We start from the raw sequence: 25,610 nt of genomic DNA on the forward strand, positions 1-25,610 counted from the left end.
ATTCGCGCCTATGTTGGGCGCAGATGAAGACAGAACCAGGGTGATCCCCATGCATACCATCACTGACGGATATCGCGCGATTGGCTTGCTGATCGATATCAACTGGGATCGGCTGTTGTTTCCGGCGGCCATTCTGGCCGGGTTGATGCTGGGTGCCTATATCGGGATGTTCCTGGCGCAGTTCTGAACCCTCCGGGACTGGTTGAGACCCACAACCCGCCACCAGATGATGTGGCGGGTTGTGGTGTTCATACCAGTGCCTGTGGATAACTTTATCTCCCGTATTGCAACAGTCTGCGCCGATTGGTCTTTTGACAAGTGGTCCCATTCCCGCTAGTCACGTTCCAACTGGGATGTCTTGCGGAGTTTGGGAATGTCCAAACAAGGAAGAGCCTTGGCCTGTGCCAGGGACGGCGGCTATACGCGAATCAGGCAGCTTGGCTTTGCCTTTTTCTTTTTGATTTCAGCACTTTTGCTGGCACTGCCGAATTTGGCACTGGCGCAGCAGTACAATTTCGGGTCGATCGCGGTCGAGGGCAACCAGCGGATCGAATCCTCTGCCATCATCAATTACGCAGGAATCACCACGGGCCAGGCCGTCAGCGGCGGACAGTTGAACGGTGCTTATCAAAGGGTTCTGGACAGTGGGCTGTTCGAATCCGTGGATATGGTGCCCAGCGGAAACAGGCTGGTGATCAAGGTCAAGGAATATCCGACGATCAACCAGATCAGTTTTGAAGGCAACGCGCGTCTCAAGGATGATGTTCTGGAAGGACTGGTGGAATCACAACCCCGGCTGGTTCTGAATCCAACTGTGGCAGAGCGTGACGCGGCGCGCATCACCCAGGCCTATGCCGAGTCCGGCCGGCTTGCGGCGCGGGTTACACCGCGCATTATCCGGCGCAGCGAGAACCGGGCAGATCTGGTATTCGAGATCTTCGAGGGCGGTATCGTGGAGATCGAGCGCATCGGATTTGTCGGCAATCAGGAGTATTCCGACCGCCGCCTGCGCCGTGTTCTGGGCACCAAGCAGGCCGGCGTGTTTCGGGTGTTTTTCAAGCAGGACACGTTCGTCAACGACCGGATCGAATTCGACAAGCAGGTGCTGCGTGATTTCTACCTGTCGCGCGGCTTTGTGGATTTCCGTGTCACCAGTGTGAACGCAGAGCTTTCACGGGAACGCGACAGCTATTTCATCACGTTCAACGTTGAAGAGGGGCAGCAGTTTCAATTCGGCAATGTGAGCACCGTAAGCGAAGTGGCCGGGGTTGATCCGCAGGAATACCAGGATGCGATCAAACTCAAGCCCGGCGTGATCTATTCGCCCTTGCAGGTGGAAAACGCGATCACCCGCATGGAAAACCTGAGCCTGAAACAGGGTCTGGATTTCGTGCGGATCGACCCGCGCATCACACGCAATGACCGCGACCTGACGCTGAATGTGGAATTCGCCATTGTGCGCGGGCCGCGTATCTTTGTGGAGCGCATCGACATCGAGGGCAACACCACCACGCTGGACCGCGTGATCCGTCAGCAGTTCCGCATCGTTGAAGGCGACCCGTTCAATCCGCGCGAAATCCGCCAGAGTGCAGAGCGTATCCGGGCCCTGGGGTTCTTTTCTTCCGCCGAGGTGAATGCCCGCGAAGGCAATTCTCCCGATCAGGTGATCATCGACGTGGATGTCGAGGAACAGCCAACGGGCTCGCTGTCGTTTGGCGGGTCCTATTCAACCAACAGCGGCTTTGGCCTGACGGCACAGTTCAAGGAACGCAACTTCCTTGGGCGGGGCCAATCGCTCGGCTTTTCGTTTTCGACCGCCTCGGAAATCACGGATTACGGTATCTCCTTTGGCGAACCCGCGTTTCTGGGGCGTGATCTGGCGGCGGGTTTCACGCTGGGATATCGCGAGTACGAACCCAGCGACGCGCGGTTCTCGAACATTGTCGGCGAATTCACCCCGACACTGAGCTTTCCGGTCAGCGAGTTCGGGCGGCTGGACCTGAACTATTCGCTGAAGAACGTGGACATGTCCATCAATTCGGGCGAGAGCATAGCCGGATCCCTGATTGACGCCGAAGCGGCGCGTGGCGATATCTGGAAAAGTTCGGTCGGGTACAAGTACACGTATGACACGCGCAACACGGGTCTGGATCCGAACCGGGGCGTGTTGCTGGAATTCGGTCAGGACTTTGGCGGTTTGGGTGGTGATTACACCTTTGTGAAAACCGGCGCCAAGGCGGTTGCGGAAACGCGCGTCTTCCACGAGGAAGTCACGCTGCGCGCCGTTTTGGAGGGTGGGATGTTGTATTCGCCCGACAAGGACAGCCGTGTGGATGACCGCTATATCACCACGGCCCGCAATATTCGTGGTTTTGATCCCTATGGTATTGGTCCGCGCGAATATCAGGCGGGTGGCGTACAGGACGACGCGTTGGGCGGGAACTATTTCGCGGTGGCGCGGTTCGAGGCCGAATTCCCGCTGGGATTGGCCGACGAGATCGGCATCCGGGGCGGGCTGTTCTATGATGTCGGGTCGCTTTGGGGGCTGGATCAAACCTCGGCCAATGTTCTGTACCAGGACTTCAGCCTGCGCCATGTGGTCGGGTTCTCGATTTTCTGGGATACGGTGATCGGACCGCTGCGTTTCAACTTCTCCAAGGCATTGAAGAAGGAAGCGTTTGACCGTGAGCAGAATTTCGATTTCACCATCAGCACCCAGTTCTGATCGGATATGAAGCGGGGCCTTGCGCTTGTCGTGATGCTGGTGTGGGCGTTGGCCGGGGCGGGCGGCGCGCAGCAGTTGGGCGTACCGGTGGCGCCAGTGCTGACAATCGACAGCGAGGCGCTGTTCGCGCGTTCGATGTTCGGTCAGCGGGTCACGCGCGAGATTGCGGCGGAGCAATCGATCCTGTTGGCGGAAAACCGCAAGATCGAGGCCGAGTTGAGCGCGGAAGAGCGCGTTCTGACGGAAAAGCGCAAGGCGATGTCAGCCGCGGATTTCCGGGCTGTCGCGGATGCGTTCGACGTACGGGTGGAAGAGATTCGCACCCAGCAGGACAACAAATCGCGCGAGATCGCCCAGCGCCAGGAGCGGCAGCAGGCGCTGTTCATCCAGTCCGCGCGGCCGGTTCTGGCGGAATTGATGCGCGAGTTCGGTGCCTCGGTCATTCTGGAGCAGCGTACGGTGCTGTTGTCCAACAAGGCGGTGGATGTGACAGAAGAGGCGATCCAGCGTCTGAACACCGCGATCGGCGATGGCATGACGCTGGTACCAGAGCAACAATAGCCGCGCTTGCCCAACCGCGCCGGTGTTGCTAGGGACAGGCGCATCAAATCATGACCAATGCGGGAGCCTGCGGATGTCCAACGAACTGAAAAGCGCCGATATCGAACTGATCCAGCGGATTCTGCCGCACCGGTATCCGTTCCTGCTGGTTGACAAGGTGGTGGATATCGACGGCTATTCGGCTGCGCGCGGGATCAAGAATGTGACGTTCAACGAGCCGCATTTCCAGGGCCATTTTCCTTCGGCCCCGATCATGCCCGGCGTGACCATCGTTGAGGCGATGGCGCAGACGGCGGGTGTGATGCTGGGCGTCGGGTTCGATGTGGTGGATACCAATCTGCTGATCTATTTCATGTCGATTGACAAGTGCAAGTTCCGCCGCAAGGTGGTGCCGGGCGACGTGATGGAAATGCACGTTACCACGCTGCGTGGCAAACCGCGCGGCAAGCTGTTCAAGTTTCAGGGCGTGGCCACGGTTGAGGGCGACGTTGCGGCAGAGGCCGAATTCTCGGCCTATGTCGACTGGACACCAGGAGAGTGAACATGGCCGATATTCATCCCACTGCGATCATTGAAGAGGGCGCGCAGCTTGGCGAAGGCGTCAAGGTGGGCGCGTTTTGCGTGGTCGGACCCGGCGTTGTGCTGGGGGATCGGGTCGAACTGAAAAGCCATGTGGTTGTGACCGGCAATACCGAGGTGGGCGCGGATACGATCATCTTCCCGTTTGCCGTGATCGGCGAGATCCCGCAGGATCTGAAATTTGGCGGTGAAGAGACCCGGCTTGTGATCGGAGAGCGCAATCGCATCCGCGAGCATGTGACGATGAATTGCGGCACGCAGGGCGGTGGTGGCGTGACCCGGATCGGCAATGACGGGCTGTTCATGGCGGGCGTGCATATTGCCCATGATGTGCAGATCGGGGACCGCGTGATCGTGGTGAACTCGGTTGGCGTGGCCGGGCATTGCGTGGTCGAGGATGATGTGATCATCGGCGGGCTGAGCGGGTTGCACCAGTGGGTGCGCGTGGGGCGCGGCGCCATTATCGGCGCCATGACGATGGTGCCCAATGACGTGATCCCCTATGGGCTGGTCCAGGGGCCACGCGGTGTGCTGGATGGGCTGAACCTTGTCGGTCTGAAGCGGCGCGGCGTGTCGCGGGCCGATATCACCGCCCTGCGCGCGGCGTTCCAGATGCTGGCCCAGGGCGAAGGGCCCTTCATGGATCGCGCCCGCAGGCTGGGCGAGGAAACCGAGAGCGCCTATGTGGAAGAGATCGTCGCCTTCATCCTGGGCGATACGGATCGCAACTTCATGACTCCGGGCTGAACGATGCAACGCTTGGCGATTCTGTCCGGCGGGGGGGCGTTGCCTGCGGCTTTGGCGGCGGCTTACCCGGAGGCGCTGCGCATCGTGTTTGACGATGTGCCCCACCAGATGCCCGCACCTGTAGAGCAACACAGCCTGAACCGGATGGGCGGGCTGTTCGATGCCTTGCGGGCGGGCGGGGCGAGTGACCTGGTGCTGGCCGGGGCGATGGGGCGTCCGGCGCTGAACCCGGCCGAGTTCGATGCAGGCATGATGGCGATTGCGCCGCGCCTGCTGCCGGCCATGCAGAGCGGGGATGATGGCATCCTGCGCCTGATGATCGCCGTGTTCGAGGAACAGGGGTTTTGCGTGCGCGGCGCGCATGAGTTGCTGCCGGAGCTGACCGTGCCCGAGGGGCTGTTTGGCGGTCCTGTGCCAACGGATGCGGCGCTCGCAGATGCGTCGCGGGCGTTTGACATTCTGCTGGCGCTGTCGCCGCTGGATGTGGGACAGGGCGCGGTGGTGTCCGCCGGGCTGTGCCTGGGGGTGGAAACCTTGCAGGGCACCGATGCGATGCTGCGGTTCGTGGGCGAAACGCCCGAAGCGCTGCGCCGGGGCCGGGGTGTTCTGGTGAAGGCGCCCAAGCGGGGGCAGGATTTGCGGGTGGACATGCCCGCCATTGGCCCGGACACGGTGCGCAACGCCGCCGCCGCCGGGCTGGAGGGGATTGTGGTTTCGGCGGGCAGGGTTCTGTTGTTGCAGGCCGACGAAACGCGCCGGGCATTGGACGAGACCGGTTTGTTCCTTTTGGGCCGCGTGCTGTGATGAAGGTGTTTCTGGTCGCCGGGGAAATGTCGGGCGACAAGCTGGGCGGCGCGCTGATGGCGGGGCTGAAACAGTTGGTGCCCGAGGTGTCCTTCGAGGGGATCGGCGGGCCGGCGATGCAGGCGCAGGGGCTGGACAGCCTGTTTGCGATGGACGAGCTGAGCGTCATGGGCATTGCCGAGGTGCTGCCCAGGTATCGCCACCTCAAACGCCGGATCGCACAGACTGCCGAGGCCGTGGTCGCGGCCAGGCCCGACGTGTTGATCACCATCGACAGCCCTGATTTTTCGCTGCGCGTGGCAAAGATCGTCAAGGCCCGCAGCGATATTCGCACCGTGCATTACGTCGCCCCCACAGTCTGGGCCTGGCGCGCGGGGCGGGCCGGCAAGATGGCGAAGATGATCGACCAGGTTCTGGCGCTGTTGCCATTTGAGCCGCCCTATATGGAAGCTGCCGGAATGCGCTGTGATTTCGTGGGGCATCCGGTGGTGGCCGATCCGGTTGCGAACGATGCCGAGGTTTTGGAACTGCGCGAAACCAACGGGCTGGGCGATGCGCCGCTTTTGCTGGCATTGCCGGGATCCCGCCGGGGCGAGGTGTCGCGGCTGGGGCCGGTCTTTGGCCAGACACTGGCGAATGTGCTGAAAGCGCGGCCCGATCTGAAGGTGGTGCTGCCGACAACCGCCTCGGTCGCGGGGCTGGTCAGGGAAACCGTGCGCGACTGGCCCCTGGAGGTGGTGGTGCTCGACCCGCGAGACAAGAGCCCCGAGGTGGCGGCGCGGGAAAAACGTGCGGCGTTCCGGGCGGCGGATGTGGCGCTGGCGGCGTCCGGCACGGTGTCGCTGGAACTGGCGGCGGCGGGAACGCCGATGGTGATTGCCTACGATCTGAACTGGCTGACGCGCAAGATTGCCGGGATGATGCTGAAGGTGGATACGTTCACGCTGGTCAACCTGATCAGCGGGACACGGGTGGTGCCGGAGCTGATCGCGGAAAACTGTCGCCCGGACCTGATCGCGCCGGCGGTTCTGGACGTGCTGGAAAACCCCGGTGAACAGGCCGCCGCCATGGCCGAGACCATGCAGGCGCTGGGGCTGGGTGGCGAGGCGCCGGGACTGCGCGCCGCGCGCGCGGTGCTGGACGGGTTGGGGAGGCGCGCGTGAGCGTGTTGCTGTATGGCATGTCGGCGGCGCTGGCGCTGGTGATGACCAATCTCGACAATCTGGCGCTGATGGTGGCGCTGTTGGCGCGGCTGCCCGCGCGCAAGGTGGCCGGGGCCTATGCGCTGGCGTTGGGGATCATTCTGATCCTGGCGCTTCTGGTGGCCGAAGGTGCCCAGGCGTTTCCGCGCTATGTGGGGTATCTGGGCGTCGTGCCGATTCTGTTGGGCCTGCGAGAGCTGTTGCGCCGCCATGGGGAGGCACCCGCAACCGCAGAACGGCCCTCGACCTTTGTGGCGCTGGTGTTGACCTTCCTGAGCGTATCGACCGACAGCCTCTCGGTGCTGGCCCCGTTGTTGGCGGACGCTGCGCCGGGGTATCGGTTTGCCGGGCTTTACGGCGCGGTTGCCGCCGGGAGCGCGCTTGTTCTGGCCGGACTGAGTGCCTCGGGGCTTTCGGCGCGGTTGGGTGCCGTATTAGAGCGGCTGGCGCCGTTCGTGATGATCGCGGTGGGAATCTACGTCCTGCTGAACACGGCGACGGATTCGGTTTAGGCGCCTTTCCAGATCCAGCCGCCACCGAAAATGCGGCTGCCTTCGGATTCGTAAAACACGCAAGCCTGTCCGGGAGATACGCCCTCCTCGGGGGTCAGCAATTCGACCATGGCCGTATCCGGCCCCGTGGGGCGCACGATCGCCTCGCGTGGGGGGCGGGTGGAGCGGACCTTGACCGAGAGGTGCCATTCGCGGCGCGAGTTGAACGGATCGTCGCCCAGCCAGTTGATTTCGCGTACCGGGATCTGGCGGGTGGCCAGCATGTTTTTGGGGCCGACGACCACTTGTTTTGCGTCGACATCCAGTTTGACCACGTAGAGCGGTTCGGTCAGGCCGCCGATCCCGAGGCCCCGGCGCTGACCGATCGTGTAATGGATCACGCCGTCATGCGTGCCGCGCACATTTCCCAGATGATCGACAATCTCGCCCGGTTCGGCAGCGCCGGGGCGCAGTTTCTCGATCACGCTGGCGTAATCCCCGTTGGGCACGAAACAGATGTCCTGGCTGTCGGGCTTGTCGGCCACGGCCAGGCCATATTCGGCGGCCAGCGCGCGGGTGGCGTCTTTGTTGGGCAAGTGTCCAAGCGGAAAGCGCAGGTACTCAAGCTGTTCCCGGGTGGTCGAAAACAGGAAATAGGACTGGTCGCGGCGGGGATCGGCGGCGCTGTGCAGTTCCGGCCCGTTTGCGCCGATCTTGCGCTGGATGTAGTGGCCGGTGGCCATACAGTCGGCCTCCAGATCGCGGGCGGTTTCCAACAGGTCCTTGAACTTTACCCGCTCGTTGCAGCGGATGCAGGGCACGGGTGTGGCCCCGGCAAGATAGCTGTCGGCGAATTCATCGATCACCGCATCCTGGAAGATGTTTTCGTAGTCCAGTACGTAATGGGGAAATCCCTTTTCCTCGGCCACGCGGCGGGCGTCGTGGATGTCGATCCCCGCGCAACAGGCGCCTTTCTTGGCCAGGGCGGCGCCGTGGTCATAAAGCTGGAGCGTCACGCCCACCACGTCATAGCCTTCGTCGGCAAGCCGCGCGGCCACGACCGACGAATCCACGCCCCCCGACATGGCCACCACCACGCGGGTTTCAGACGGGGGTTTTGCAAACCCAAGCGAGTTGAGTTTGGGGTCGGCATCAAGGGCCATGCGAATCTCCGATCAGAAGTCGACGAGAATATAGGAAAATCCTAATTACTCTCAAGCCCCGGTTTCATGGCTCGTTAAGCGGTTTCGCCCAGCATGTCCGAAGCTGCAAGGATGATAACGATGTTTCTGAAGAAAGTGGATGGGCCGCGTTGCGTGACACTGGCCGATGGCAAGGTGATGAGCCAGGCGGATCTGCCCCCGCCAGATACGCGGCGTTGGGTCGCGTCGCGCAAGGCGGCGGTGGTGCGCGGGGTGGCCTATGGGCTGATCAGCCGTGAAGAGGCGCTGGAGCGATACGGGCTGAGTGACGAGGAGTTCAGCGAGTGGGTGAATGCCGTTTCGCAACATGGAATCGATGCACTTAAAGCGACAACCATACAGCGCTATAGACAACCATAGGGGGAAGCCGCTAGTTTTGTCGTAGCAGTAACCCGAGGTTAACCTTTTTTGTTCACGGTTAATTCCAACGACGCCCTATGCGAGGAAAGAAATATGCGTGTGCTTTTGGTTGAGGATGATCCCACCACCTCGAAGAGCATCGAGTTGATGCTGACCCATGCCAACCTGAATGTTTATGCCACCGACCTGGGGGAAGAGGGGATCGATCTTGCCAAGCTCTATGACTACGATCTGATCCTGCTGGATCTGGGCCTGCCCGACATGAACGGGCACGAGGTGCTGCGTCAGTTGCGGGTGGCCAGGGTGGATACGCCAATTCTGATCCTGTCGGGCGCGGATGACACGGAAAGCAAGCTGAAGGGATTTGGATTTGGCGCGGATGATTACCTGACCAAACCGTTTCATCGTGACGAGTTGGTGGCGCGGATCCATGCCATTATCCGCCGCTCCAAGGGGCATTCCCAATCCATCATCCGTACCGGGCGCATTGCCGTGAACCTTGATGCCAAGACGGTGGATGTCGATGGCAAATCGGTTCATCTGACCGGCAAGGAATATCAGATGCTGGAACTGTTGAGCCTGCGCAAGGGCACGACGCTGACCAAGGAAATGTTCCTGAACCACCTGTATGGTGGCATGGACGAGCCCGAACTCAAGATCATCGACGTGTTTATCTGCAAGCTGCGCAAAAAGCTGAGCGAAGCGACCGATGGTGCCAATTACATCGAAACGGTATGGGGGCGCGGCTATGTGCTGCGCGACCCCGAACCGGACAGCATCAGCGAAGAAGAGCAGATGGCCCTGCGCGCCTGAACGGCGACGCACGGTCTGAACCATCCCGGCTCTGGACGCCGCGCCCCGCCCCGCCTATCACTTGTCTGAAGTGACGGGGAGTGGGCGACGGTGAGCGACGAAGGTGACGTTTCTCAAATGACAGAGATACAGGCGCGTGAGGAACTGGCGCGTCTGGCCCGGATCCTGCGTGAGGCCAACACCGCGTATCACGGCGCCGATGCGCCGGTGATGACAGATGCGGATTTTGACCGGCTCAAACGGCGCAACGCCGAAATCGAGGCTGCCTTTCCCGCCTTGAAGCGCGCCGATAGCCCCACCAACCAGATTGGCGCCGCACCGACCGACGGGTTTGGCAAGATCACCCACGCGGTGCCGATGCTGAGCTTGGGGAATGTGTTCGACGGGGCCGACGTTTTTGACTTTGATGCCCGGATCCGGCGCTATCTGGGATTGGGCGATGAAGGGATCGCCTATACCGCAGAGCCAAAGATTGACGGGCTGGGCCTGTCGCTGCGGTATGAGGGCGGCGTTCTTGTGCACGCGGCCACGCGTGGCGATGGCGAGACCGGCGAGAACGTGACCGAAAACGCGCGCACCATCTCCGATATTCCCCATCAGATTGACGGGGCGCCCGACGTGCTGGAGGTGCGCGGCGAAGTCTATATGAGCCACGCGGATTTTGCGGCCCTGAACACAGGGATCGAAGCCACCAATCGCGACCGGCAACAGGCCGGCCAACGCGCCCTTCCCACGTTTTCAAACCCCCGCAACGCCGCCGCCGGGTCGTTGCGCCAACTGGATGCCACGATCACGCGCAACCGGCCCTTGCGTTTCTTTGCTTATGCATGGGGAGAACTTAGCGCACCCTTGGCAGAAACGCAGATGCAGGCCGTGTGTCGGCTGGCCGAGTTCGGATTTGCCACCAATGATCTGACCACATTATGCGAAGGGCCGGAGGCGATGATTTCTCAGTATCGACGGATCGAGGACCAGCGCGCGACATTGGGTTATGACATTGATGGCGTGGTTTACAAGGTTGACCGGCTGGACTTTCAGACGCGGCTTGGGTTTCGCGCAACAACGCCCCGCTGGGCTGTTGCGCACAAGTTCCCGGCGGAAACGGCCTGGACATGGCTGGACGCGATCGACATCCAGGTGGGGCGCACCGGCGCGCTGAGCCCGGTGGCACGGCTGGCACCGGTGACGGTTGGCGGCGTGGTGGTGTCGAACGCGACCCTGCACAATGAAGATTACATCGCCGGGCGGGACAGCAAAGGCGCAGAGATTCGCGACGGCAAGGATATACGTGTTGGCGACCGGGTGCAGGTTTACCGCGCGGGCGACGTGATCCCCAAGGTTGCGGATGTGGACCTGAGCAAACGGCCCGCTGGCGCGCTGCCTTATGTCTTCCCCGAGATCTGCCCGGAATGCGGCTCTGCTGCGGTTCGCGAAGAGGGGGACGCGGTGCGGTATTGCACCGGCGGGCTGATCTGCCCGGCCCAGGCCAAGGAGAATCTGCGCCATTTCGTGTCGCGCAAGGCCTTCGATATCGAAGGTTTGGGTGCGAAACAGGTGGAGATGTTCTTTGACGACGCGGATCTGCCGATCCGGCAACCGGCGGATATCTTTACGCTGGAAACGCGCGACGCGGGCAACCTGGCGCGGTTGAAAAACCGCCATGGCTGGGGCGCGCAAAGCGCGGAGAATCTGTTTGCCGCGATCCGCGAGCGGCGGCAAATTGCGCTGGCGCGGTTGATCTTTGCGCTGGGGATCCGTCATGTTGGTGAGGTGGCCGCCAAGGATCTGTCGCTGCATTACGGTGATTGGAACGCGTTGGTTTTGGCGGTGGATCGCGCCCGACCGGCTGCACAGGCCCATCGCGCGGCGGACGAGGCCGAAGAGCGGGAGCGGCAGGCGGCGGCGCGCGAGGACCGGCGCGCGCGGATCAAGGAAACCCGAGATGCCGCGATTGCGCCCCTGGACGTGCCGCATGAGGCGATGGAGGCCTGGGCAGACCTGATCGGAATCGACGGGATTGGCGCCACGGTCGGCCTGTCGTTGTCAGACGCGCTGGCCAATGAAGACGAGCGCGCGGCGATCGATGCGCTGGTGGCACATCTGGACATCCAGGCCCCCGCCGCCCCGGCGCAGGCCAGCCCGGTGGCGGGCAAGACGGTGGTGTTTACCGGCAAGCTGGAAAAGATGACGCGGGACGAGGCCAAGGCGCGCGCGGAGTCGCTGGGCGCCAAGGTCAGCGGATCGGTGTCGAAAAAGACAGACATTCTGGTGGCCGGTCCCGGCGCCGGGTCCAAGGCGAAAAAGGCTGCGGAACTGGGTGTCGTCACCATCGACGAAGATGCCTGGCTGGCGCTGATCGAGGGTCTATGAGCGGGCGCCCGGAAATTCTGTTCCCGTTGTTCGGGGAATTGACCGCCTTGGAGGGGATTGGCCCAAGGACCGCCCAGCACCTGGCGCAAATCGAGATTGACAAACCTCGTGACCTGTTGTTTTTGCTGCCTTATTCCGGAATTGACCGGCGCAGGCGGGAAAGTGTTCTGGGGGCCGACCTGCCGGAAACTTTGACGGTCGAGGTGCAGATAGGTGTCCACCGTGCGCCGCGCGCGCGGGGCGGTGCGTATAGGATAGCTGCCGAGGATGCGGGGACAGGGTTTCAGATCGTGTTTTTCCACGCCCGCCCCGAATACCTGAAAAAGGTTCTGCCAGAAGGTGAGCGGCGGATCGTGTCGGGCAAGGTGGAGTATTTCGACGGCATCGCGCAGATGGTGCATCCCGAGTATATCCTGCGCCCGGATAAGGCCGCGGAGATCCCGGAATTTGAACCGGTTTATCCGCTGACGGCGGGTGTGACGCAGAAAACCATGGTGCGGGCCGTCGGCTCGGCCCTGGCGCGGGCGCCTGCACTGGCGGAATGGATCGATCCGGCACAGAAGGACCGGGCGCATTGGCCCGGCTGGCAGGAGGCGATGCACAAGGCCCATACGCCCCGATCCCTCAAGGAGATTTCGGCGGGGGATCCGGCGCGGGAACGTCTGGCCTATGATGAATTCCTGGCGCATCAGCTGACGTTGGCGCTGGCGCGGGCGCGGCTACAGCGTGCCAAGGGGATCATATCTCAGGCGACGGGCGACTTGCAGGCGCTGGTACGCGCGGCGCTGCCCTATGCGCCAACAGGGGCGCAAAAACGGGCGATCGAGGCGATTGCATTGGATATGGCGCGTCCGGTGCGGATGAACCGGTTGTTGCAGGGGGATGTGGGCGCGGGCAAGACGCTGGTGGCGTTCATGGCGCTATTGGTGGCGGTCGAGGCCGGCGGGCAGGGGGTGATGATGGCCCCGACCGAGATATTGGCGCGCCAGCACCTGGCGGGGCTGCGGCCTTTGGCCGAGAGCGCGGGGGTTGTTCTGGAAATCCTGACAGGGCGTGACAAGGGGGCGGAACGGCGGGCCAAACTTGCGGCGCTGGCGCGCGGCGACATCCAGATACTGGTGGGTACTCATGCGGTGTTTCAGGCGGATGTGCATTTCGCCGATCTGCGGCTGGCGATTGTGGACGAGCAACACCGGTTTGGCGTGCGCCAGCGGCTGGAACTTGGCAAGAAAGGCGCCGGGGCGGATGTGCTTGTGATGACGGCCACGCCGATCCCGCGCTCGCTTGCGCTGGCGCAATACGGGGATATGGATGTGTCGGTGCTGGACGAAAAGCCGCCCGGACGCCAGCCGATTTCCACGGCGCTGGTCTCGACCGGGCGCATGGACGAGGTTGTGGCGCATCTGCGCCGTGCGGTTGGCGAGGGCAAACAATGCTACTGGGTGTGCCCGTTGGTCGAGGAAAGCGAAAGCGTGGATCTGGCGGCGGCCGAGGACCGTTTCAGACACCTGCGGGCCGAACTTGGCGAGGGGATCGTGGGGCTGGTGCACGGGCAGATGCCCCCGGCGGAAAAGGACGCGGCGATGGCGGCGTTCCAGGATGGCCAGACCCAGGTTCTGGTGGCCACGACGGTGATCGAGGTGGGGGTAGATGTTCCCAATGCCACGATCATGGTGATCGAACGGGCCGAGACATTTGGCCTGGCGCAGCTGCATCAGTTGCGCGGACGTGTCGGGCGCGGGTCGCAAGCATCCACCTGTCTTTTGATGTATCAGGCGCCCTTGAGCGAGGCGGGCGAAAAACGCTTGAAGGTGTTGCGCGAAAGCGAGGATGGGTTCCGTATCGCCGAAACCGATCTGGAGATGCGCGGTGCCGGCGATCTGATCGGAACAGCCCAGTCTGGCGTGCCCCGATTTCGCATTGGCGACCTGGAAAACCAGGCATCGCTGATGGCGATCGCGCAGAGCGACGCGCGCAAACTGCTGACCGACGATCCGGATCTGGTCAGCCCACGCGGAAGGGCCGCGCGCGTTCTGATGTGGCTAATGGAACAGGATCAGGCGATCCGTTTGATTTCAGTAGGTTAGCCCGCTAATTCCCCGAATGTTCTCAAATGTTCTCAAATGTTCTCAAAAAGTTCTTTACAGAGCGTTAAGGATATGAGAACAAAGTGGCAACAAGATAAACGAGAGCAGGAGCAGCCCGATGATGTATCAGATCAAAACCGTGATCCGCAATTCACGCGCCACGCTGATTCAAGACGCTGTTGGCGGGGTTGCTGTTGTTGTCATGATGGTTGTGGCGCTGCACGTGCCCGGCTTTGTCTGAATTTCTGCCTGCGGCCTTTACGCCGGTCCATCCTCCGCATCCTGTCCCCATTTGTTGATGCGGTTCGACTGACACTGCCTGTCCCAAGTCCCGAAGGGTTCTGCCTCAATTCCCCTTCAGGGATGGACCGGGTCCCACGTAAAGACGCAATGACTGCCGCCGCCTCTCGCATGAGAGTGCGGCGGTTTTTTTATGCTGTCCGGGTTATGATGTGGTTAACCGGGCGGGCCGGTCAGGCACAGTTGGCCTGTTCTGCGCGTTCCATCGCCTCGGCCGTGGCTTCCAGCGACAGCAGGATCGATGCATGGCGGTTCTTGTAATCGCGCGCCGGGCGCAGCACCTGGAGCCCGTCAAAGGGGGCGGCTGGGGCCGGCCCGTCCTGTTTGAGCATGGCCTTGAGCGCGTCGCGCGCGGTTTCGATTTCCTCGCGATTTCGGCCGATCACATTGGCACCCACCACGGCGGCGGCGGCCTGTCCAAGGGCACAGGCCTTAACGTCTTGCCCGAATTCCGTAACCCGCCCGTCCCGCACGACGATATCCACCGTGACCGTAGAGCCGCAAAGCGGCGAGCGTTTCTTGACGGTCGCGTCAGGGGAGGTCAGCCGGTCGGTATGGGGAATCGCGGCGGCGAGTTGCAGGATTTGTCCCGAATAAAGCTTGATCAGGTCGTTGTCGCCGGACATCGCGGTTTCCTTTGTTGCCTGATTCCTAGATAGAGGGCAAAAGCCGCGATGCAAAGGGGACAATGGTATGGGATTTGATCCAAAGTCACTGACCTATAACGAGGCCGGGCTGATCCCGGCGATTGCGCAGGACGCTGAAAGCGGCGAAATCCTGATGATGGCCTGGATGAATGCCGAGGCGGTGACGCGCACGCTGCAAACCGGGCGCGTGACCTATTGGAGCCGCTCGCGTCAGGCGTTCTGGATCAAGGGCGAAAGCTCGGGCCATGTGCAAAGCCTGGTGGATCTGCGCGTTGATTGTGATCGCGACTGTATTCTGGTGACGGTGAACCAGACCGGTCCGGCCTGCCACACCAACCGGCGCAGCTGTTTTTTCACGGCGGTGCGCGCGGGGGACGAGGTGGAACTGATGCAGCCGGAATGACGGCTCAGATCGGCAGATAGGTCAGTTCGCTGCCGGCCGGTTGCGCCGGGTCATTTGGCGGGCGGATTGCCAACGCATTGGCCCGGGCCAGCACGGAGAGAAGCGAGCTGTCCTGATTGTCGAACACGGTGAGGGTGCCGTTGTCCAGACGGGCGCGCATATAGTGCTGACGCGGGCCGTTCGGACCGACCGGGGCGGCCAGCGGCGCGCGGAGTTCGGGCGCCAGGGCGGCGCCAAGGCCCAGCATGGCGCGCAGCACCGGCAGCACGAAAACATGACCGCACACCATGGCCGAAACCGGGTTGCCCGGCAGGCCGATCATCATGGCACCATTGGCCAGTCGCCCGGCCATGAGCGGCTTTCCGGGGCGGATGGCGATCTTGTAGAAGCTGCGCTGCATTCCCAGACCGGCGGCAACCTCGCCGACCAGATCGTGATCGCCCACCGAAGCGCCGCCGATGGTGAGCAGCAGGTCGGCATCATCCACCAGCGAAAAGGCCATTTCCAGCGCGGCGCGATTGTCGCGGGCGATGGGCAACATGCGCATATCGGCGCCGTGATCGCGCAGCATCGCCTGAAGCCCGAAACTGTTGGAGGCGATGATCTGGTCGGGGCCGGGATTTTCGCCGGGCATGACCAGTTCGTCACCGGTGGACAGGATGGCAATGCGGGGTTTGCGGGTGACGGGCACGGTGGCGACGTTCATTGCGGCCAGCAGGGCAATATCGGCGGGGCGCAGGGTGCGCGGGGCTGTAACCTGTTGACCGGAAAGGAAATCACCGCCCAGGGGGCGGATGTGAAACCCCTGGTCGAGTTTGTCCGACAGGGTGATGGTATCGCCGTCGCGGATGACATCCTCCTGGATGATGACGCGGCTGGCGCCCGCCGGCACCGGGGCGCCGGTAAAGATACGCACGGCCTGGCCGGGACCGACCGAGCCGTCAAAGGCGTGGCCGGCGGCGGCTTCGCCGATCACGGTATAGCGCGCGCCGGGGGCGGCGCCGTCCGCGACGATTGCATAGCCGTCCATGGCGGATGAGGCAAAAGGCGGCTGGTCGCGCGCGGCGCGCACGGGGGCCGCCAGAACACGGCCATTGGCCTGGGCAAGGGCCACGGATTCGGCCGGCAGCGGTGCCGCCAGCGCAAAGAGGTGATTCAGAGCCTCGCTGACGGAGATCATGGTGCCTCGTACCGCCCCGATTTGCCGCCATCCTTGAGGATCACGCGGATGCCTCCGATCTCCATCGCCTTGTCCACGGCCTTGGACATGTCATAGACGGTGAGCGCGGCAATGTTGACGGCGGTGAGGGCCTCCATTTCAACGCCGGTCTGGCCGGTGGTCTTGACCGTGGCCTGGATGCGGATGCCGGGCAAGGCGGCATCGGGGGCCAGTTCGACCGACACTTTGGTGATCGGCAACGGGTGGCAAAGCGGGATCAGGCTGGCACATTGTTTGGCGCCCATGATCCCGGCCAGCCGGGCCACGCCCAGAACATCCCCCTTCTTGGCACGGCCTTCGGTAATGATATCAAAGGTTTCCCGCGCCATCTTCACCCAGCCTTCGGCGGTGGCGACGCGGCTTGTCACCGCCTTTTCGGAAACATCGACCATATGGGCGTCGCCCTTGCCGTCGAAATGTGTGAGACCGGCCATCACATCGCCCCCGCGGTCAGTGGGTTGGCCAACAGGCCGCTTGTGGCCCTGGCCACGTCGTCCTGACGCATGAGGCTTTCGCCGATCAGGAAGATGCGGGCGCCATAGCGGGCCATGTCGGCCAGATCGGCGGGGGTGTTGAGCCCGCTTTCGGACACGATAAGCCGGTCGGCGGGCACGCGCTTGGACAGTTGGCGGGTTGTGTCGAGCGTGGTCTCGAAGGTCTTGAGATTACGGTTGTTGATGCCCATCAGTTCGGATTTGAGCAGGCTGGCGCGGTCAAGCTCTTCCTGGTTGTGGACTTCGAGAAGAACATCCATGCCCCAGGAAAAGGCCGCGTCTTCAAGCTCTTGCGCCTGCGAGTCGCTGACTGAGGCGAGGATGATCAGGATACAGTCGGCCCCCAGCGCGCGCGCCTCGGCAACCTGATAGGTGTCATACATGAAATCCTTGCGCAGCGCAGGCAGGCCGGTGGCATCGCGCGCGGCTGTCAAAAAGGATTTGTCCCCCTGAAAGCTGGGCGCGTCGGTCAGCACCGAAAGGCAAGTGGCGCCGCCCGCCTGATAGGCGCGGGCCAGTTCGGGCGGATTGAAATCGGCGCGGATCAGGCCCTTGGAGGGCGAGGCTTTCTTGATCTCGGCGATCAGACCATAGCCGGTGCGCGACGCCATGCGCAGCGCGTCGGCAAACCCGCGCACCGGACCGGCCTCGCGCGCGTCGGCCTCGACCGATTCAAGCGGTTTGGCGGCCTTGTCGGCGGCAATTTCTTCCAGCTTGTAAGCCTTGATCCGGTCGAGAACGGTTTCAGTCATTGATTGGTCCAGTTTATGTCTTGCTCGCCGCGGGCGGCAAGCCAGGAATTGATGCGCGAAAAGGGCCGGGAGCCGAAAAAGCCGCGCCGCGCCGAAAGCGGCGAAGGATGGGCGGTTTCGATCATCAGATGGCCGCTGTCACGGTTGGCGCCAGTTTTAGGGGATGAAATGTGAGGTGCAAGGGCCTGGGCCTGTTTTCCCCAAAGAACAAAGGCGGTGGGGCGCTGTGACACCTCTTTCAGCACCTGATGCGCCAGCGATTGCCAGCCAAGCGCCCTGTGCCCGTTCGCCTCTCCGGCCGGAACGGTTAATACGGTGTTAAGCAGCAGAACGCCCTGGGCGGCCCAAAAACGCAAATCGCCGGTGGCGGGCGCCGATCCGAGATCGTCGCGCATTTCCCTGAAGATATTGTTAAGCGAGCGCGGCAGGGGGTGCAGATCGGGAGCGACCGAAAAGGCCAGCCCGTGGGCGTGGCCCGGAGTCGGGTAGGGGTCCTGGCCGAGGATCACGACACGCACGGCGCCGGGTGGGGTCTGGTCGAGCGCGGCAAAGCGTTGGGACGCTGGCGGCAGGATGGCGCGCGTTTCCGTGGCCAGTGCCGTCTTGATGCCGGGCAAGGTGTCGGTGAAGAAGGGCAGGTGGGACCAGGCGGATGGTGGGGTCATTGGGCCGGTCCGGGTGTGGTGCCGGACAGCGACCGGCTGCGTGCGCGCGTGGCAGCGATGCGCGGCTCATTCCGCATTGCGCTCAAGCCGCCGCCGAGGTGACTTTGGCCAGCGCCTCGACCTTGGCGCGGGCCGCGCCGCTGTCGATGCTTTCCCGCGCCATGGTCACGCCCTGGCGCAGATCGCCTGCGGCGCCAGCCACCACCAGCGCGGCGGCGGCGTTCAGCAGGACGGCGTCGCGATAGGCCGATTGCGCGCACCCCAGCAGGGCGCGGAAGGCATTGGCGTTGTCCTCGGGCGTGCCGCCGACGATATCCTCGAAAGGGTGCACCGGCAGCCCCGCATCCTCGGGGTGCAGTTCGGTTTCGTGAATGCTGCCGTCTTCCTCCAGCGCGGCGACCCAGCTGATCCCGGTGATGGTCAGCTCATCCGTGCCGTCAGAGCCGTGCACCAGCCAGGCGCGTTCGCTGCCAAGCTGTCCCAGTGTTTCCGCCATGGGGCGGATCAGGCCACGGGTGAAGGCGCCGGTCAGTTGCCGTTTGGCCCCGGCCGGATTGGTCAGCGGGCCGAGGATATTGAAGATCGTGCGCGTGCCCAGTTCGGCCCGCACGGGGCCGACATGGGCCATGGCCGGGTGGTGCATCGGTGCCATCATGAAGGCGATGCCGCAGGTCGCCAGTGCCTTTTCCACCACGTCCGGTCCGACCATCACGTTGATGCCCATCTGGGTCTGCACGTCGGCTGTGCCGGATTTGGACGACAGGTTGCGGTTGCCGTGTTTGGCCACGGGCACGCCGGCGCCGGCCACGACAAAGGCGGTGGCCGTCGAGATATTGAGCGTGTGTTTGCCGTCACCACCTGTGCCGACAATATCCATCGCGCCTTTGGGTGCCTTCACGGCGTTGCATTTGGCGCGCATCACGGCGGCGGCGGCGGCATATTCATCCACGGTTTCGCCCCGGGTGCGCAGCGCCATCAGCAGGCCGCCGATCTGGGACGGGGTGGCCTCGCCTTCGAACAGGAAAGTAAAGGCGGCTTCGGCCTCGGCGCGGGTCAGCGGGCGGTCGGCCGCAGCGCCGATAAGGGGTTTGATGTCGTCAATCATGCGGGCACGCCTTCGGTCTTGGGCATCATGTCGAGAAAATTCGCCAGCATGGCGTGGCCGTGTTCGGACTTGATGGATTCAGGATGGAACTGCACGCCCTGGATCGGCAGGTCGCGGTGTTGCAGGCCCATGATGGTACCGTCCTCAAGTTCCGCGGTGATTTCAAGGCAGTCGGGCAGGGTGGCGCGATCCACCACCAGGGAATGGTAGCGCGTGGCCTCGAACGGGCTGGGCAGGCCAGAGAAGACACCCTTGCCGGTGTGGTGCATCACGCCCATCTTGCCATGCACGATCTCGTGGCAGCGCACCACCTTGCCGCCAAAGGCCTGGCCGATGGTCTGATGGCCCAGACAGACCCCCATCAGAGGGGTTCTTGTCTCGGCTGCGGCCCTGGTCAGGGCCAGGCAGATACCGGCCTGATCCGGGTCGCAGGGGCCGGGCGACAGAAGAATTCCTGCCGGGTTCAAGCCCATTGCGTCCTGTACTGTCAGCGCGTCGTTGCGCCAGACCTGCACATCGGCCCCCAGTTCGCCCAGATAATGCACGAGGTTGTAGGTGAAGCTGTCGTAATTATCGATGAGAAGCAGCATTTTCCTGGTTCTTGTCCCAAAGGTGCGAAAGGGGTGGAGGCCGGGGCCAACGTCGCGGTATACATGTTCAGGCTTGACGATGAGGGTCAAGGGGGGCGCGGGCAGGATCGCCCCGAAAAACAGGGCCAAGCAGAGGGCAGGACACATGTTGCGTGGATTTTTGTCGGGGATCATCTGGGGCGGAATTGTCGTGCTGATCGTGGTCGGTGCCGCGTCGCTGCTGGCACCGTTGCCCGCAACCGTGACACCGCAGACATCGGCAGTGCAGGGGACAGCGGGGGCCACGGAACCCGAGACCGCGGGCGCGCTGGAAGGTACGTCGCGGGCGGATGCCGCGGTGGACGGTCCGGCCAAGCCGGATGCCGCCGCGCCGGCGGAAGGCGAGGCGCCGCCGCTGGCAGATACCGATCCCGCGCCGCGTCCGGAAACGGGCGGGCCAGAGGCGGATCTGAACGCGCCGGAGAACCCGGACGAGGGCGGTGCGGTGCGGGTTGTGGGGGATAGCCCGGTCCTGCCCAATCCGCAGGCCGAAACCCCGGATGCCCCGGACGCCGAGGAGGACCCCTCGATCTCGACAAACCCGCCCCAGCCTCAGGTGCCGGAGGTTGTCGAAGAGGAGGCGTTTCCCACGCCGCAACCTGCCGAGGACAGTGCCGAAACAGCCGATCTGACACCCGAGGCCGAAGCCGGCGCACCGCCGCCCGAACCGGAGGATGCCCCGGTGATGAAACCGGCCGGCGACCTGGGCAAGGCATTCCCGCAGCGCAAATCGGAACGGCTGCCAACCATTGCCGGGGATGGCGCGCAGGCCGAGCCCACGGCGACACAAGCCCCGGTGCTGCGCCCGGTTCTGGCCAATGCCGAACCGCTGGAAAACCCAGAGGGCAAACCGATAATGGCGATTGTGCTGGTGGATCTGGGGGATGGCGGCGTGGATCTGGACGCGCTGTCGGCCTTTCCCTACCCGCTGAGTATCGCGATTTCCACGCTTGACCCGCAAGCTTCTGAAAAAGCGGCGCAATATCGGGCGCGTGGGTTTGAGGTTCTGGCCATGATCGATATACCGGGCGCGGCCGCGCCCGCCGATGTCGAGGTGGCGATGGCCGCGCATCTGTCGGTCATGCCCGAGGCGGTCGCGGTGATAGAGGGGCTTGGGGACGGCTTGCAAGGCAGCAAGCCCGTGTCGGACCAGGTGTCGGAGGTGCTGGCGCAGGCGGGCTATGGGCTGCTGATGTTGCCCAACGGTCTGAACACGGCGCAGAAACTGGCGGCCAAGGCGGGCGTGCCGTCGGCCACGGTGTTTCGGGATTTTGACAGCAAGGGCCAATCAGAGGTCGTGATGCGGCGGTTCCTGGATCAGGCGGCTTTCAAGGCCGGGCAGGAAGACGGTGTGGTGATGCTGGGCCGGTTGCGTGCGGAAACGGTTTCTGCCCTGTTATTGTGGGGCTTGCAGGACCGGGCCCGAACCGTGGCGCTGGCGCCGGTGTCGGCGGCGTTGAACACCATCGACTGACCTCTTGTGCCGAATCATCGTTAACAGGTTGATTTTGTTTGTGAACGCGGATCGGCAGCGCGTCGGTATCATGTCGGTATCGCGGCGGCGCGGTTACACTGATATGCGTGGTTTTGGCGGCGTGCGGGGCATCAACGGGATGGCAGGACCTGGGATTGGGTGTGGTACGGTCGCACTTTGACCCGATTCGACAAGGAGGTCGTCGAATGCCCTATGCGGATCTGAACGGAGCGCGAATTCACTACACGGACACCGGAGGGGATGGCGCGGCGATCGTGTTCTCGCACGGGTTGCTGTGGAGCGGCGAGATGTTCGCCGCGCAGGTGGACCATTTCAGCAATCTCGGATTTCGATGCATCACCTTTGACCATCGCGGGCAGGGGCAGAGCGGCGTGACGGACTCGGGCTATGACATGGACACGCTGAGCGAGGATGCGGCGCAGCTGATCGCGCATCTTGGGGTGGCGCCGTGCCACTTTGCGGGGCTGTCGATGGGCGGCTTTGTCGGCATGCGGCTGGCGGCGCGCCATCCCCGGCTGTTGAAATCGCTGATCCTGCTGGAGACCTCGGCGGATGGGGAACCGGAAGAGAACGGGCCGAAATACAGGCGGCTGAACTTTGTCGCGCGCTGGATCGGGCTGTGGGCAGTGGCCGGGCAGGTGATGCCGATCATGTTTGGCCAGACTTTTCTGAACGATCCGGCGCGCGCCGCAGAGAGGGCGCGCTGGAAGGCGGCGATGATCGCCAATCACCGGATCGGAATCACGCGGGCGGTGATGGGCGTGGTAAAGCGTGCGCCGATCCTGCCGGAACTGGGCAAGATCGACCTGCCAACGCTGATCGTGGTGGGGGAAGAGGACGTGGCGACCGTGCCGGAAAAATCCGAACGGATGCACGCGGCGATCGGCGGATCCGAGCTGGTGCGGCTGCCACGGGCGGGGCACAGTTCGACGATTGAGGAACCGTTGGCGGTGAATGCCGCGATGGAGGCGTTTCTGGCGCGCGTTGGGTAGACGCTGTCTTGCCGGATCCGACCCTGTCCCGGCGCTCCCTGGCCGGATGTGCGGCGGTGTCTGGTATATGGATACGCGCATGTCACGAAGGCCGGAAAGAAGGCCGGGGAGCGGTCGTTCCGTATCTGCCGCCGCGCAAGCGGTCCGGGAGGCAAAGCGGCTTGAGATGCATCCCGGTGCTGCATTCTTTTCACGGCGGCGGCCCGATCTCTTGAAATTTGCGCGTTGGCCTCTTATCTCAGGAGCGCAAGCTTCTTCTTATGACCTTCTGTTTCCTGATGGCCCCAGTTGATCCTATGACGACACTGGGCCGGGCTGTCACGTTGTGTGGATGGCAATCGATTTCAGGAGACAACACGATGGCCAATGGCAGCGTTAAATGGTCCAACACCCAAAAAGGCTCTGGCTATATCGCCCCCGCGCATGGTTCGAAGGGAATTTTTGTCCATGTCTGCGCGCTGGAGCGGGCCGGACTTCATCCATTGGATGAAGGAAAGAACGTGACATTCGACATCGAGAGCGACCGCGAGGGGCGTGACACTGCGTTCAATCTCGCGCTGGCCTGAGCCAAGGTTCCGGCAGATTTCAAGGCGGATGCGGCGAATGCGCTGTTCCCGCCAGTTCCCATGATCTGGCCTGGTGCGTGTCACTGCGGCCAATCCCGAAAACCGATTGGAAAGAAAAACGTGATCGAACTTAACTGGGGAAATCCAATGACCTTTGTCCTGTCCCCCGCAGGCGGCACTCAGCAATTCACAACGATCGAGCAGGCGTCCTATTGGCTTCGCAAGAAATGGCCGGTGGCCGATTCGTGCAGAGAATTCGCAATCGAGCAGATCGATGCCGCGATGTCGTGCCTGATACCGGTTGGCGTGGCGCGCGAGGCGTTTGTTTCGGCGGCACGGACCGCCGGTTTCAAACCCGACACGCCAAACGCGGGACCGGCCAACAGCCCCTGATGCCGCTGGATCTGCCCCGGCCAGGCGCAAGACACCCCCCGTGGAACGCGCCTGTTGCTCCATTTGCGGCAAATTGGTGTGCCCCCGAAGAAACCGTCCGTTGAGGAGACGTACAGATGACCAGGCTTACAAAAACGACATTGTTCAAACCCGCGCCCCCGCGCGCGGAAACGCTGATGGACAAGACCACGCGCATTGTGCGTGGAATCATTGACGAAGAAGCGGAACAACGCCTGCTGAAAACCTCCCGTCTTCGCAAGGCCCGTCTGGAAAGAGAGGCCGCGACACCAGAAGACACAGTTGCCGCGAAACCCGGCCGCGCGCGGGCAAAGCCCCGGGCCACGGCCGCCAAAACGACCGCCAAATAGGCTGGCGACACCCGGTTTTGTCGCATATACGCCGGCCATGTCAGTTTGGCGTCGGCTGAATCACGCTCTGCTTCCGGGGCTTTGACGAAACCCAGCCCTCACCGAGGGCGAGGGGATGTCACCCGTTGCCATTACCGGAAAAGCGCGCCGCATCGGCCGCCGCGCGGCGGATGGCGTTGGATTTGTGCACGGTCTCCATATATTCCGCCTCGGGGTCGCTGTCATAGACGACACCGCCACCGGCCTGAATATAGAGTTTCTGGTCCTTCACGATCGCGGTGCGCAGGGCGATACAGATATCCATGTCGCCACCCGAGCTGAAATAGCCCACGCCGCCGCCATAGATGCCGCGTTTTTCCGGCTCCAACTCGTCGATGATTTCCATGGCGCGCACCTTGGGGGCGCCGGAGACCGTGCCTGCGGGCATGCCGGCAAAGAAGGCGTCGAGCGCGTCCTTGTCGTCGGCCAGTTCGCCGACGACGTTGGAAACAATGTGCATCACGTGGCTGTAGCGTTCGATGATAAATTGCTCGGTCGGGCGCACGGTGCCGATTTTGGACACGCGCCCGGTATCGTTGCGACCCAGATCAAGCAGCATCAGATGTTCGGCCAGCTCTTTCTTGTCGGCCAGCAGATCGGCCTCCAGTGCCTTGTCTTCCTCGGGGGTGGCGCCGCGCGGGCGGGTGCCGGCGATGGGACGGATGGTGACTTCGTTACCGAAGACCCGCACGAGAATTTCGGGGCTGGCACCGATCACCTGGTAGCCGCCGAAGTTGAAATAGAACATGAAAGGCGACGGGTTGGTGCGGCGCAGGGAACGGTAAAGCGCAAACGGTGGCTGGCGGAACTCTTGTGTCCAGCGTTGCGCCGGGACCACCTGAAAGATGTCGCCCGCGCGGATATAGTCCTTGGCCTTTTCCACGGCGGCCATGTAGCCTTCTTTGGTGAAGTTGGACACCGGCGGCGCGATTTCATCGGCGTCGCCCAGATCGCGGGCGGCCTGGGGCATGGCGCGTTCCAGATCGCGCACCGCGTCCATCACCCGCTCGGCGGCCTGGGCATAGGCGGCCTTGGCCGATTGGCCGTCGCTGACCCAGGCCGGAGAGACCACCGTCACGTCGCCCTTGACCCCATCCAGAACGGCCACCACCGAGGGTCGCATCATGCAGGCATCGGGCAGGCCCAAAGGATCGGGATTGACGTTGGGCAAATGTTCGACCAGCCGGATCATGTCATAGCCCAGAAAGCCGAACAGCCCGGCGGCAGCCTGTGGCAGGTCTTCGGGCAGGTCGATCCGGCTTTCCCCGATCAGGGCGCGCAGATTGGTCAGCGGGTTGCCGTCCTGGGGCTGAAACCCGTCCGGATCAAAACGCGCTGCACGGTTGATCCGGCTGCTGGATCCATGACATTGCCAGATCAGATCGGGCTTCATTCCGATGATGGAATAGCGCCCGCGCACCTCGCCACCGGTCACGGATTCCAGCATGAAGGCATCCTTGTGGGCGCCGGTCAGTTTGAGCATCAAGGATACCGGCGTGTCCAGGTCGGCGGCCAGGCGGGTATACACCACCTGGTTCTGTACCGCGTCATAGGCCCGGGCGAAATCCTCGAAGGAAGGGACGAGATCCAAGGCGGCGGCCC

The 25,610-nt window shown here is 63.1% G+C and carries 28 protein-coding genes; 19 read left to right on the forward strand and 9 right to left on the reverse strand.

The features are described from left to right. The first annotated feature begins 49 nt into the window (after positions 1 to 49). The 8 genes from I3253_RS12130 to I3253_RS12165 all read left to right on the forward strand — a co-directional run bounded on the left by I3253_RS12130 (position 50) and on the right by I3253_RS12165 (position 7,130). On the forward strand, positions 50 to 187 hold the full coding sequence (locus I3253_RS12130) for a hypothetical protein (protein WP_197917940.1): 138 nt from the start codon (positions 50 to 52) through the stop codon (positions 185 to 187). Between the two features lie 186 nt (positions 188 to 373). Next, positions 374 to 2,725 (forward strand): outer membrane protein assembly factor BamA, encoded by a 2,352-nt coding sequence (gene bamA / locus I3253_RS12135; RefSeq protein WP_197917941.1) that lies wholly within the window; start codon positions 374 to 376, stop codon positions 2,723 to 2,725. A gap of 6 nt (positions 2,726 to 2,731) precedes the next feature. Then, positions 2,732 to 3,286 (forward strand): OmpH family outer membrane protein, encoded by a 555-nt coding sequence (locus I3253_RS12140; protein WP_197917942.1) that lies wholly within the window; start codon positions 2,732 to 2,734, stop codon positions 3,284 to 3,286. 73 nt (positions 3,287 to 3,359) lie between these two features. After that, entirely contained in the window at positions 3,360 to 3,827 is a 468-nt protein-coding gene (gene fabZ / locus I3253_RS12145; protein WP_197917943.1) for a 3-hydroxyacyl-ACP dehydratase FabZ, read from the forward strand. Between the two features lie 2 nt (positions 3,828 to 3,829). Beyond that, positions 3,830 to 4,612, forward strand: coding sequence for an acyl-ACP--UDP-N-acetylglucosamine O-acyltransferase (gene lpxA, locus I3253_RS12150; protein ID WP_197917944.1), 783 nt, complete (start codon positions 3,830 to 3,832; stop codon positions 4,610 to 4,612). Between the two features lie 3 nt (positions 4,613 to 4,615). Further along, on the forward strand, positions 4,616 to 5,416 hold the full coding sequence (locus I3253_RS12155) for an LpxI family protein (protein ID WP_197917945.1): 801 nt from the start codon (positions 4,616 to 4,618) through the stop codon (positions 5,414 to 5,416). After that, entirely contained in the window at positions 5,416 to 6,579 is a 1,164-nt protein-coding gene (gene lpxB, locus I3253_RS12160; RefSeq protein ID WP_197917946.1) for a lipid-A-disaccharide synthase, read from the forward strand. Before I3253_RS12155 ends, lpxB begins: the two co-directional genes overlap by 1 nt. Then, positions 6,576 to 7,130: a hypothetical protein gene (locus I3253_RS12165; protein WP_197917947.1), complete on the forward strand. Its 555-nt coding sequence runs from the start codon at positions 6,576 to 6,578 to the stop codon at positions 7,128 to 7,130. Before lpxB ends, I3253_RS12165 begins: the two co-directional genes overlap by 4 nt. Here I3253_RS12165 and mnmA read toward each other — a convergent pair. Further along, positions 7,127 to 8,272, reverse strand: a complete 1,146-nt coding sequence (mnmA, locus tag I3253_RS12170; protein WP_197917948.1) for a tRNA 2-thiouridine(34) synthase MnmA — start codon at positions 8,270 to 8,272, stop codon at positions 7,127 to 7,129. The two genes, I3253_RS12165 and mnmA, sit on opposite strands and share 4 nt — an antisense overlap. 120 nt (positions 8,273 to 8,392) lie before the next feature. On the opposite strand from mnmA, the gene sciP reads away from it, so the two are divergent. The 5 genes from sciP to I3253_RS20640 all read left to right on the forward strand — a co-directional run bounded on the left by sciP (position 8,393) and on the right by I3253_RS20640 (position 14,182). Continuing rightward, positions 8,393 to 8,671 carry a CtrA inhibitor SciP gene (sciP, locus tag I3253_RS12175; RefSeq protein WP_197917949.1) on the forward strand — a complete coding sequence of 93 codons (279 nt, stop codon included), beginning with the start codon at positions 8,393 to 8,395 and terminating at the stop codon, positions 8,669 to 8,671. A gap of 93 nt (positions 8,672 to 8,764) precedes the next feature. Beyond that, positions 8,765 to 9,484: a response regulator transcription factor CtrA gene (gene ctrA / locus I3253_RS12180; protein ID WP_197917950.1), complete on the forward strand. Its 720-nt coding sequence runs from the start codon at positions 8,765 to 8,767 to the stop codon at positions 9,482 to 9,484. Positions 9,485 to 9,601: 117 nt separating this feature from the next. Next, a complete protein-coding gene (gene ligA / locus I3253_RS12185; protein ID WP_197917951.1) occupies positions 9,602 to 11,854 on the forward strand; it encodes an NAD-dependent DNA ligase LigA in 2,253 nt (750 codons plus the stop codon). Continuing rightward, the gene (recG, locus tag I3253_RS12190) at positions 11,851 to 13,941 is read left to right on the forward strand and encodes an ATP-dependent DNA helicase RecG (RefSeq protein WP_197917952.1); all 2,091 of its coding nucleotides are present in this window, start codon (positions 11,851 to 11,853) and stop codon (positions 13,939 to 13,941) included. The genes ligA and recG overlap by 4 nt, the downstream gene beginning before the upstream one ends. Positions 13,942 to 14,059: 118 nt before the next feature. Beyond that, positions 14,060 to 14,182 carry a hypothetical protein gene (locus I3253_RS20640; protein WP_269648685.1) on the forward strand — a complete coding sequence of 41 codons (123 nt, stop codon included), beginning with the start codon at positions 14,060 to 14,062 and terminating at the stop codon, positions 14,180 to 14,182. Between the two features lie 232 nt (positions 14,183 to 14,414). Here the strand turns inward: I3253_RS20640 and I3253_RS12195 are convergent, their stop codons facing one another. After that, positions 14,415 to 14,867 (reverse strand): iron-sulfur cluster assembly scaffold protein, encoded by a 453-nt coding sequence (locus I3253_RS12195; protein WP_197917953.1) that lies wholly within the window; start codon positions 14,865 to 14,867, stop codon positions 14,415 to 14,417. A gap of 67 nt (positions 14,868 to 14,934) precedes the next feature. Here I3253_RS12195 and hisI point away from each other — a divergent pair, with 67 nt between their 5' ends. Continuing rightward, positions 14,935 to 15,291, forward strand: a complete 357-nt coding sequence (gene hisI / locus I3253_RS12200) for a phosphoribosyl-AMP cyclohydrolase (RefSeq protein WP_197917954.1) — start codon at positions 14,935 to 14,937, stop codon at positions 15,289 to 15,291. 4 nt (positions 15,292 to 15,295) lie between these two features. On the opposite strand, the gene I3253_RS12205 is transcribed toward hisI, so the two are convergent. The 6 genes from I3253_RS12205 to I3253_RS12230 all read right to left on the reverse strand — a co-directional run bounded on the left by I3253_RS12205 (position 15,296) and on the right by I3253_RS12230 (position 20,116). Further along, positions 15,296 to 16,471 carry a molybdopterin molybdotransferase MoeA gene (locus tag I3253_RS12205; protein WP_197917955.1) on the reverse strand — a complete coding sequence of 392 codons (1,176 nt, stop codon included), beginning with the start codon at positions 16,469 to 16,471 and terminating at the stop codon, positions 15,296 to 15,298. Then, entirely contained in the window at positions 16,468 to 16,944 is a 477-nt protein-coding gene (gene moaC / locus I3253_RS12210) for a cyclic pyranopterin monophosphate synthase MoaC (RefSeq protein WP_197917956.1), read from the reverse strand. The genes I3253_RS12205 and moaC overlap by 4 nt, the downstream gene beginning before the upstream one ends. Next, the gene (gene trpC / locus I3253_RS12215; RefSeq protein ID WP_197917957.1) at positions 16,944 to 17,756 is read right to left on the reverse strand and encodes an indole-3-glycerol phosphate synthase TrpC; all 813 of its coding nucleotides are present in this window, start codon (positions 17,754 to 17,756) and stop codon (positions 16,944 to 16,946) included. Before trpC ends, moaC begins: the two co-directional genes overlap by 1 nt. Next, positions 17,753 to 18,421, reverse strand: coding sequence for a uracil-DNA glycosylase (locus tag I3253_RS12220; protein ID WP_197917958.1), 669 nt, complete (start codon positions 18,419 to 18,421; stop codon positions 17,753 to 17,755). Before I3253_RS12220 ends, trpC begins: the two co-directional genes overlap by 4 nt. Before the next feature lie 82 nt (positions 18,422 to 18,503). Further along, on the reverse strand, positions 18,504 to 19,526 hold the full coding sequence (trpD, locus tag I3253_RS12225; protein WP_197917959.1) for an anthranilate phosphoribosyltransferase: 1,023 nt from the start codon (positions 19,524 to 19,526) through the stop codon (positions 18,504 to 18,506). After that, complete coding sequence (locus I3253_RS12230) at positions 19,523 to 20,116, reverse strand: anthranilate synthase component II (RefSeq protein WP_197917960.1); 594 nt, start codon at positions 20,114 to 20,116, stop codon at positions 19,523 to 19,525. The genes trpD and I3253_RS12230 overlap by 4 nt, the downstream gene beginning before the upstream one ends. Before the next feature lie 145 nt (positions 20,117 to 20,261). On the opposite strand from I3253_RS12230, the gene I3253_RS12235 reads away from it, so the two are divergent. The 5 genes from I3253_RS12235 (at position 20,262) to I3253_RS12255 (ending at position 23,969) form a co-directional block, all read left to right on the forward strand. Next, positions 20,262 to 21,629 (forward strand): polysaccharide deacteylase family 2 protein, encoded by a 1,368-nt coding sequence (locus I3253_RS12235; RefSeq protein ID WP_197917961.1) that lies wholly within the window; start codon positions 20,262 to 20,264, stop codon positions 21,627 to 21,629. Between the two features lie 206 nt (positions 21,630 to 21,835). Next, on the forward strand, positions 21,836 to 22,642 hold the full coding sequence (locus tag I3253_RS12240; RefSeq protein ID WP_197917962.1) for an alpha/beta fold hydrolase: 807 nt from the start codon (positions 21,836 to 21,838) through the stop codon (positions 22,640 to 22,642). A 359-nt stretch (positions 22,643 to 23,001) separates the two neighbouring features. Then, the gene (locus I3253_RS12245; RefSeq protein WP_197917963.1) at positions 23,002 to 23,208 is read left to right on the forward strand and encodes a cold-shock protein; all 207 of its coding nucleotides are present in this window, start codon (positions 23,002 to 23,004) and stop codon (positions 23,206 to 23,208) included. Positions 23,209 to 23,355: 147 nt separating this feature from the next. Further along, complete coding sequence (locus I3253_RS12250; RefSeq protein ID WP_232237025.1) at positions 23,356 to 23,601, forward strand: DUF982 domain-containing protein; 246 nt, start codon at positions 23,356 to 23,358, stop codon at positions 23,599 to 23,601. 176 nt (positions 23,602 to 23,777) lie between these two features. Continuing rightward, entirely contained in the window at positions 23,778 to 23,969 is a 192-nt protein-coding gene (locus tag I3253_RS12255; protein ID WP_197917965.1) for a hypothetical protein, read from the forward strand. 118 nt (positions 23,970 to 24,087) lie between these two features. Here the strand turns inward: I3253_RS12255 and trpE are convergent, their stop codons facing one another. Then, complete coding sequence (trpE, locus tag I3253_RS12260) at positions 24,088 to 25,599, reverse strand: anthranilate synthase component I (protein ID WP_197917966.1); 1,512 nt, start codon at positions 25,597 to 25,599, stop codon at positions 24,088 to 24,090. Between the last annotated feature and the right edge of the window lie 11 nt (positions 25,600 to 25,610).

This window comes from Thiosulfatihalobacter marinus (assembly GCF_016019955.1).
In the GTDB taxonomy this organism is placed as follows: domain Bacteria; phylum Pseudomonadota; class Alphaproteobacteria; order Rhodobacterales; family Rhodobacteraceae; genus Shimia; species Shimia marinus_A.

Bases quoted from the DNA above. Each gene is read 5' to 3' on its own strand.
- I3253_RS12130 (WP_197917940.1), top strand. From the start codon at position 50: ATGCATACCATCACTGACGGATATCGCGCGATTGGCTTGCTGATCGAT.
- bamA (WP_197917941.1), top strand. From the start codon at position 374: ATGTCCAAACAAGGAAGAGCCTTGGCCTGTGCCAGGGACGGCGGCTAT.
- I3253_RS12140 (WP_197917942.1), top strand. From the start codon at position 2,732: ATGAAGCGGGGCCTTGCGCTTGTCGTGATGCTGGTGTGGGCGTTGGCC.
- fabZ (WP_197917943.1), top strand. From the start codon at position 3,360: ATGTCCAACGAACTGAAAAGCGCCGATATCGAACTGATCCAGCGGATT.
- lpxA (WP_197917944.1), top strand. From the start codon at position 3,830: ATGGCCGATATTCATCCCACTGCGATCATTGAAGAGGGCGCGCAGCTT.
- I3253_RS12155 (WP_197917945.1), top strand. From the start codon at position 4,616: ATGCAACGCTTGGCGATTCTGTCCGGCGGGGGGGCGTTGCCTGCGGCT.
- lpxB (WP_197917946.1), top strand. From the start codon at position 5,416: ATGAAGGTGTTTCTGGTCGCCGGGGAAATGTCGGGCGACAAGCTGGGC.
- mnmA (WP_197917948.1), bottom strand. From the start codon at position 8,272: ATGGCCCTTGATGCCGACCCCAAACTCAACTCGCTTGGGTTTGCAAAA.
- sciP (WP_197917949.1), top strand. From the start codon at position 8,393: ATGTTTCTGAAGAAAGTGGATGGGCCGCGTTGCGTGACACTGGCCGAT.
- ctrA (WP_197917950.1), top strand. From the start codon at position 8,765: ATGCGTGTGCTTTTGGTTGAGGATGATCCCACCACCTCGAAGAGCATC.
- ligA (WP_197917951.1), top strand. From the start codon at position 9,602: ATGACAGAGATACAGGCGCGTGAGGAACTGGCGCGTCTGGCCCGGATC.
- recG (WP_197917952.1), top strand. From the start codon at position 11,851: ATGAGCGGGCGCCCGGAAATTCTGTTCCCGTTGTTCGGGGAATTGACC.
- I3253_RS20640 (WP_269648685.1), top strand. From the start codon at position 14,060: ATGATGTATCAGATCAAAACCGTGATCCGCAATTCACGCGCCACGCTG.
- I3253_RS12195 (WP_197917953.1), bottom strand. From the start codon at position 14,867: ATGTCCGGCGACAACGACCTGATCAAGCTTTATTCGGGACAAATCCTG.
- hisI (WP_197917954.1), top strand. From the start codon at position 14,935: ATGGGATTTGATCCAAAGTCACTGACCTATAACGAGGCCGGGCTGATC.
- I3253_RS12205 (WP_197917955.1), bottom strand. From the start codon at position 16,471: ATGATCTCCGTCAGCGAGGCTCTGAATCACCTCTTTGCGCTGGCGGCA.
- moaC (WP_197917956.1), bottom strand. From the start codon at position 16,944: ATGGCCGGTCTCACACATTTCGACGGCAAGGGCGACGCCCATATGGTC.
- trpC (WP_197917957.1), bottom strand. From the start codon at position 17,756: ATGACTGAAACCGTTCTCGACCGGATCAAGGCTTACAAGCTGGAAGAA.
- I3253_RS12220 (WP_197917958.1), bottom strand. From the start codon at position 18,421: ATGACCCCACCATCCGCCTGGTCCCACCTGCCCTTCTTCACCGACACC.
- trpD (WP_197917959.1), bottom strand. From the start codon at position 19,526: ATGATTGACGACATCAAACCCCTTATCGGCGCTGCGGCCGACCGCCCG.
- I3253_RS12230 (WP_197917960.1), bottom strand. From the start codon at position 20,116: ATGCTGCTTCTCATCGATAATTACGACAGCTTCACCTACAACCTCGTG.
- I3253_RS12235 (WP_197917961.1), top strand. From the start codon at position 20,262: ATGTTGCGTGGATTTTTGTCGGGGATCATCTGGGGCGGAATTGTCGTG.
- I3253_RS12240 (WP_197917962.1), top strand. From the start codon at position 21,836: ATGCCCTATGCGGATCTGAACGGAGCGCGAATTCACTACACGGACACC.
- I3253_RS12245 (WP_197917963.1), top strand. From the start codon at position 23,002: ATGGCCAATGGCAGCGTTAAATGGTCCAACACCCAAAAAGGCTCTGGC.
- I3253_RS12250 (WP_232237025.1), top strand. From the start codon at position 23,356: ATGACCTTTGTCCTGTCCCCCGCAGGCGGCACTCAGCAATTCACAACG.
- I3253_RS12255 (WP_197917965.1), top strand. From the start codon at position 23,778: ATGGACAAGACCACGCGCATTGTGCGTGGAATCATTGACGAAGAAGCG.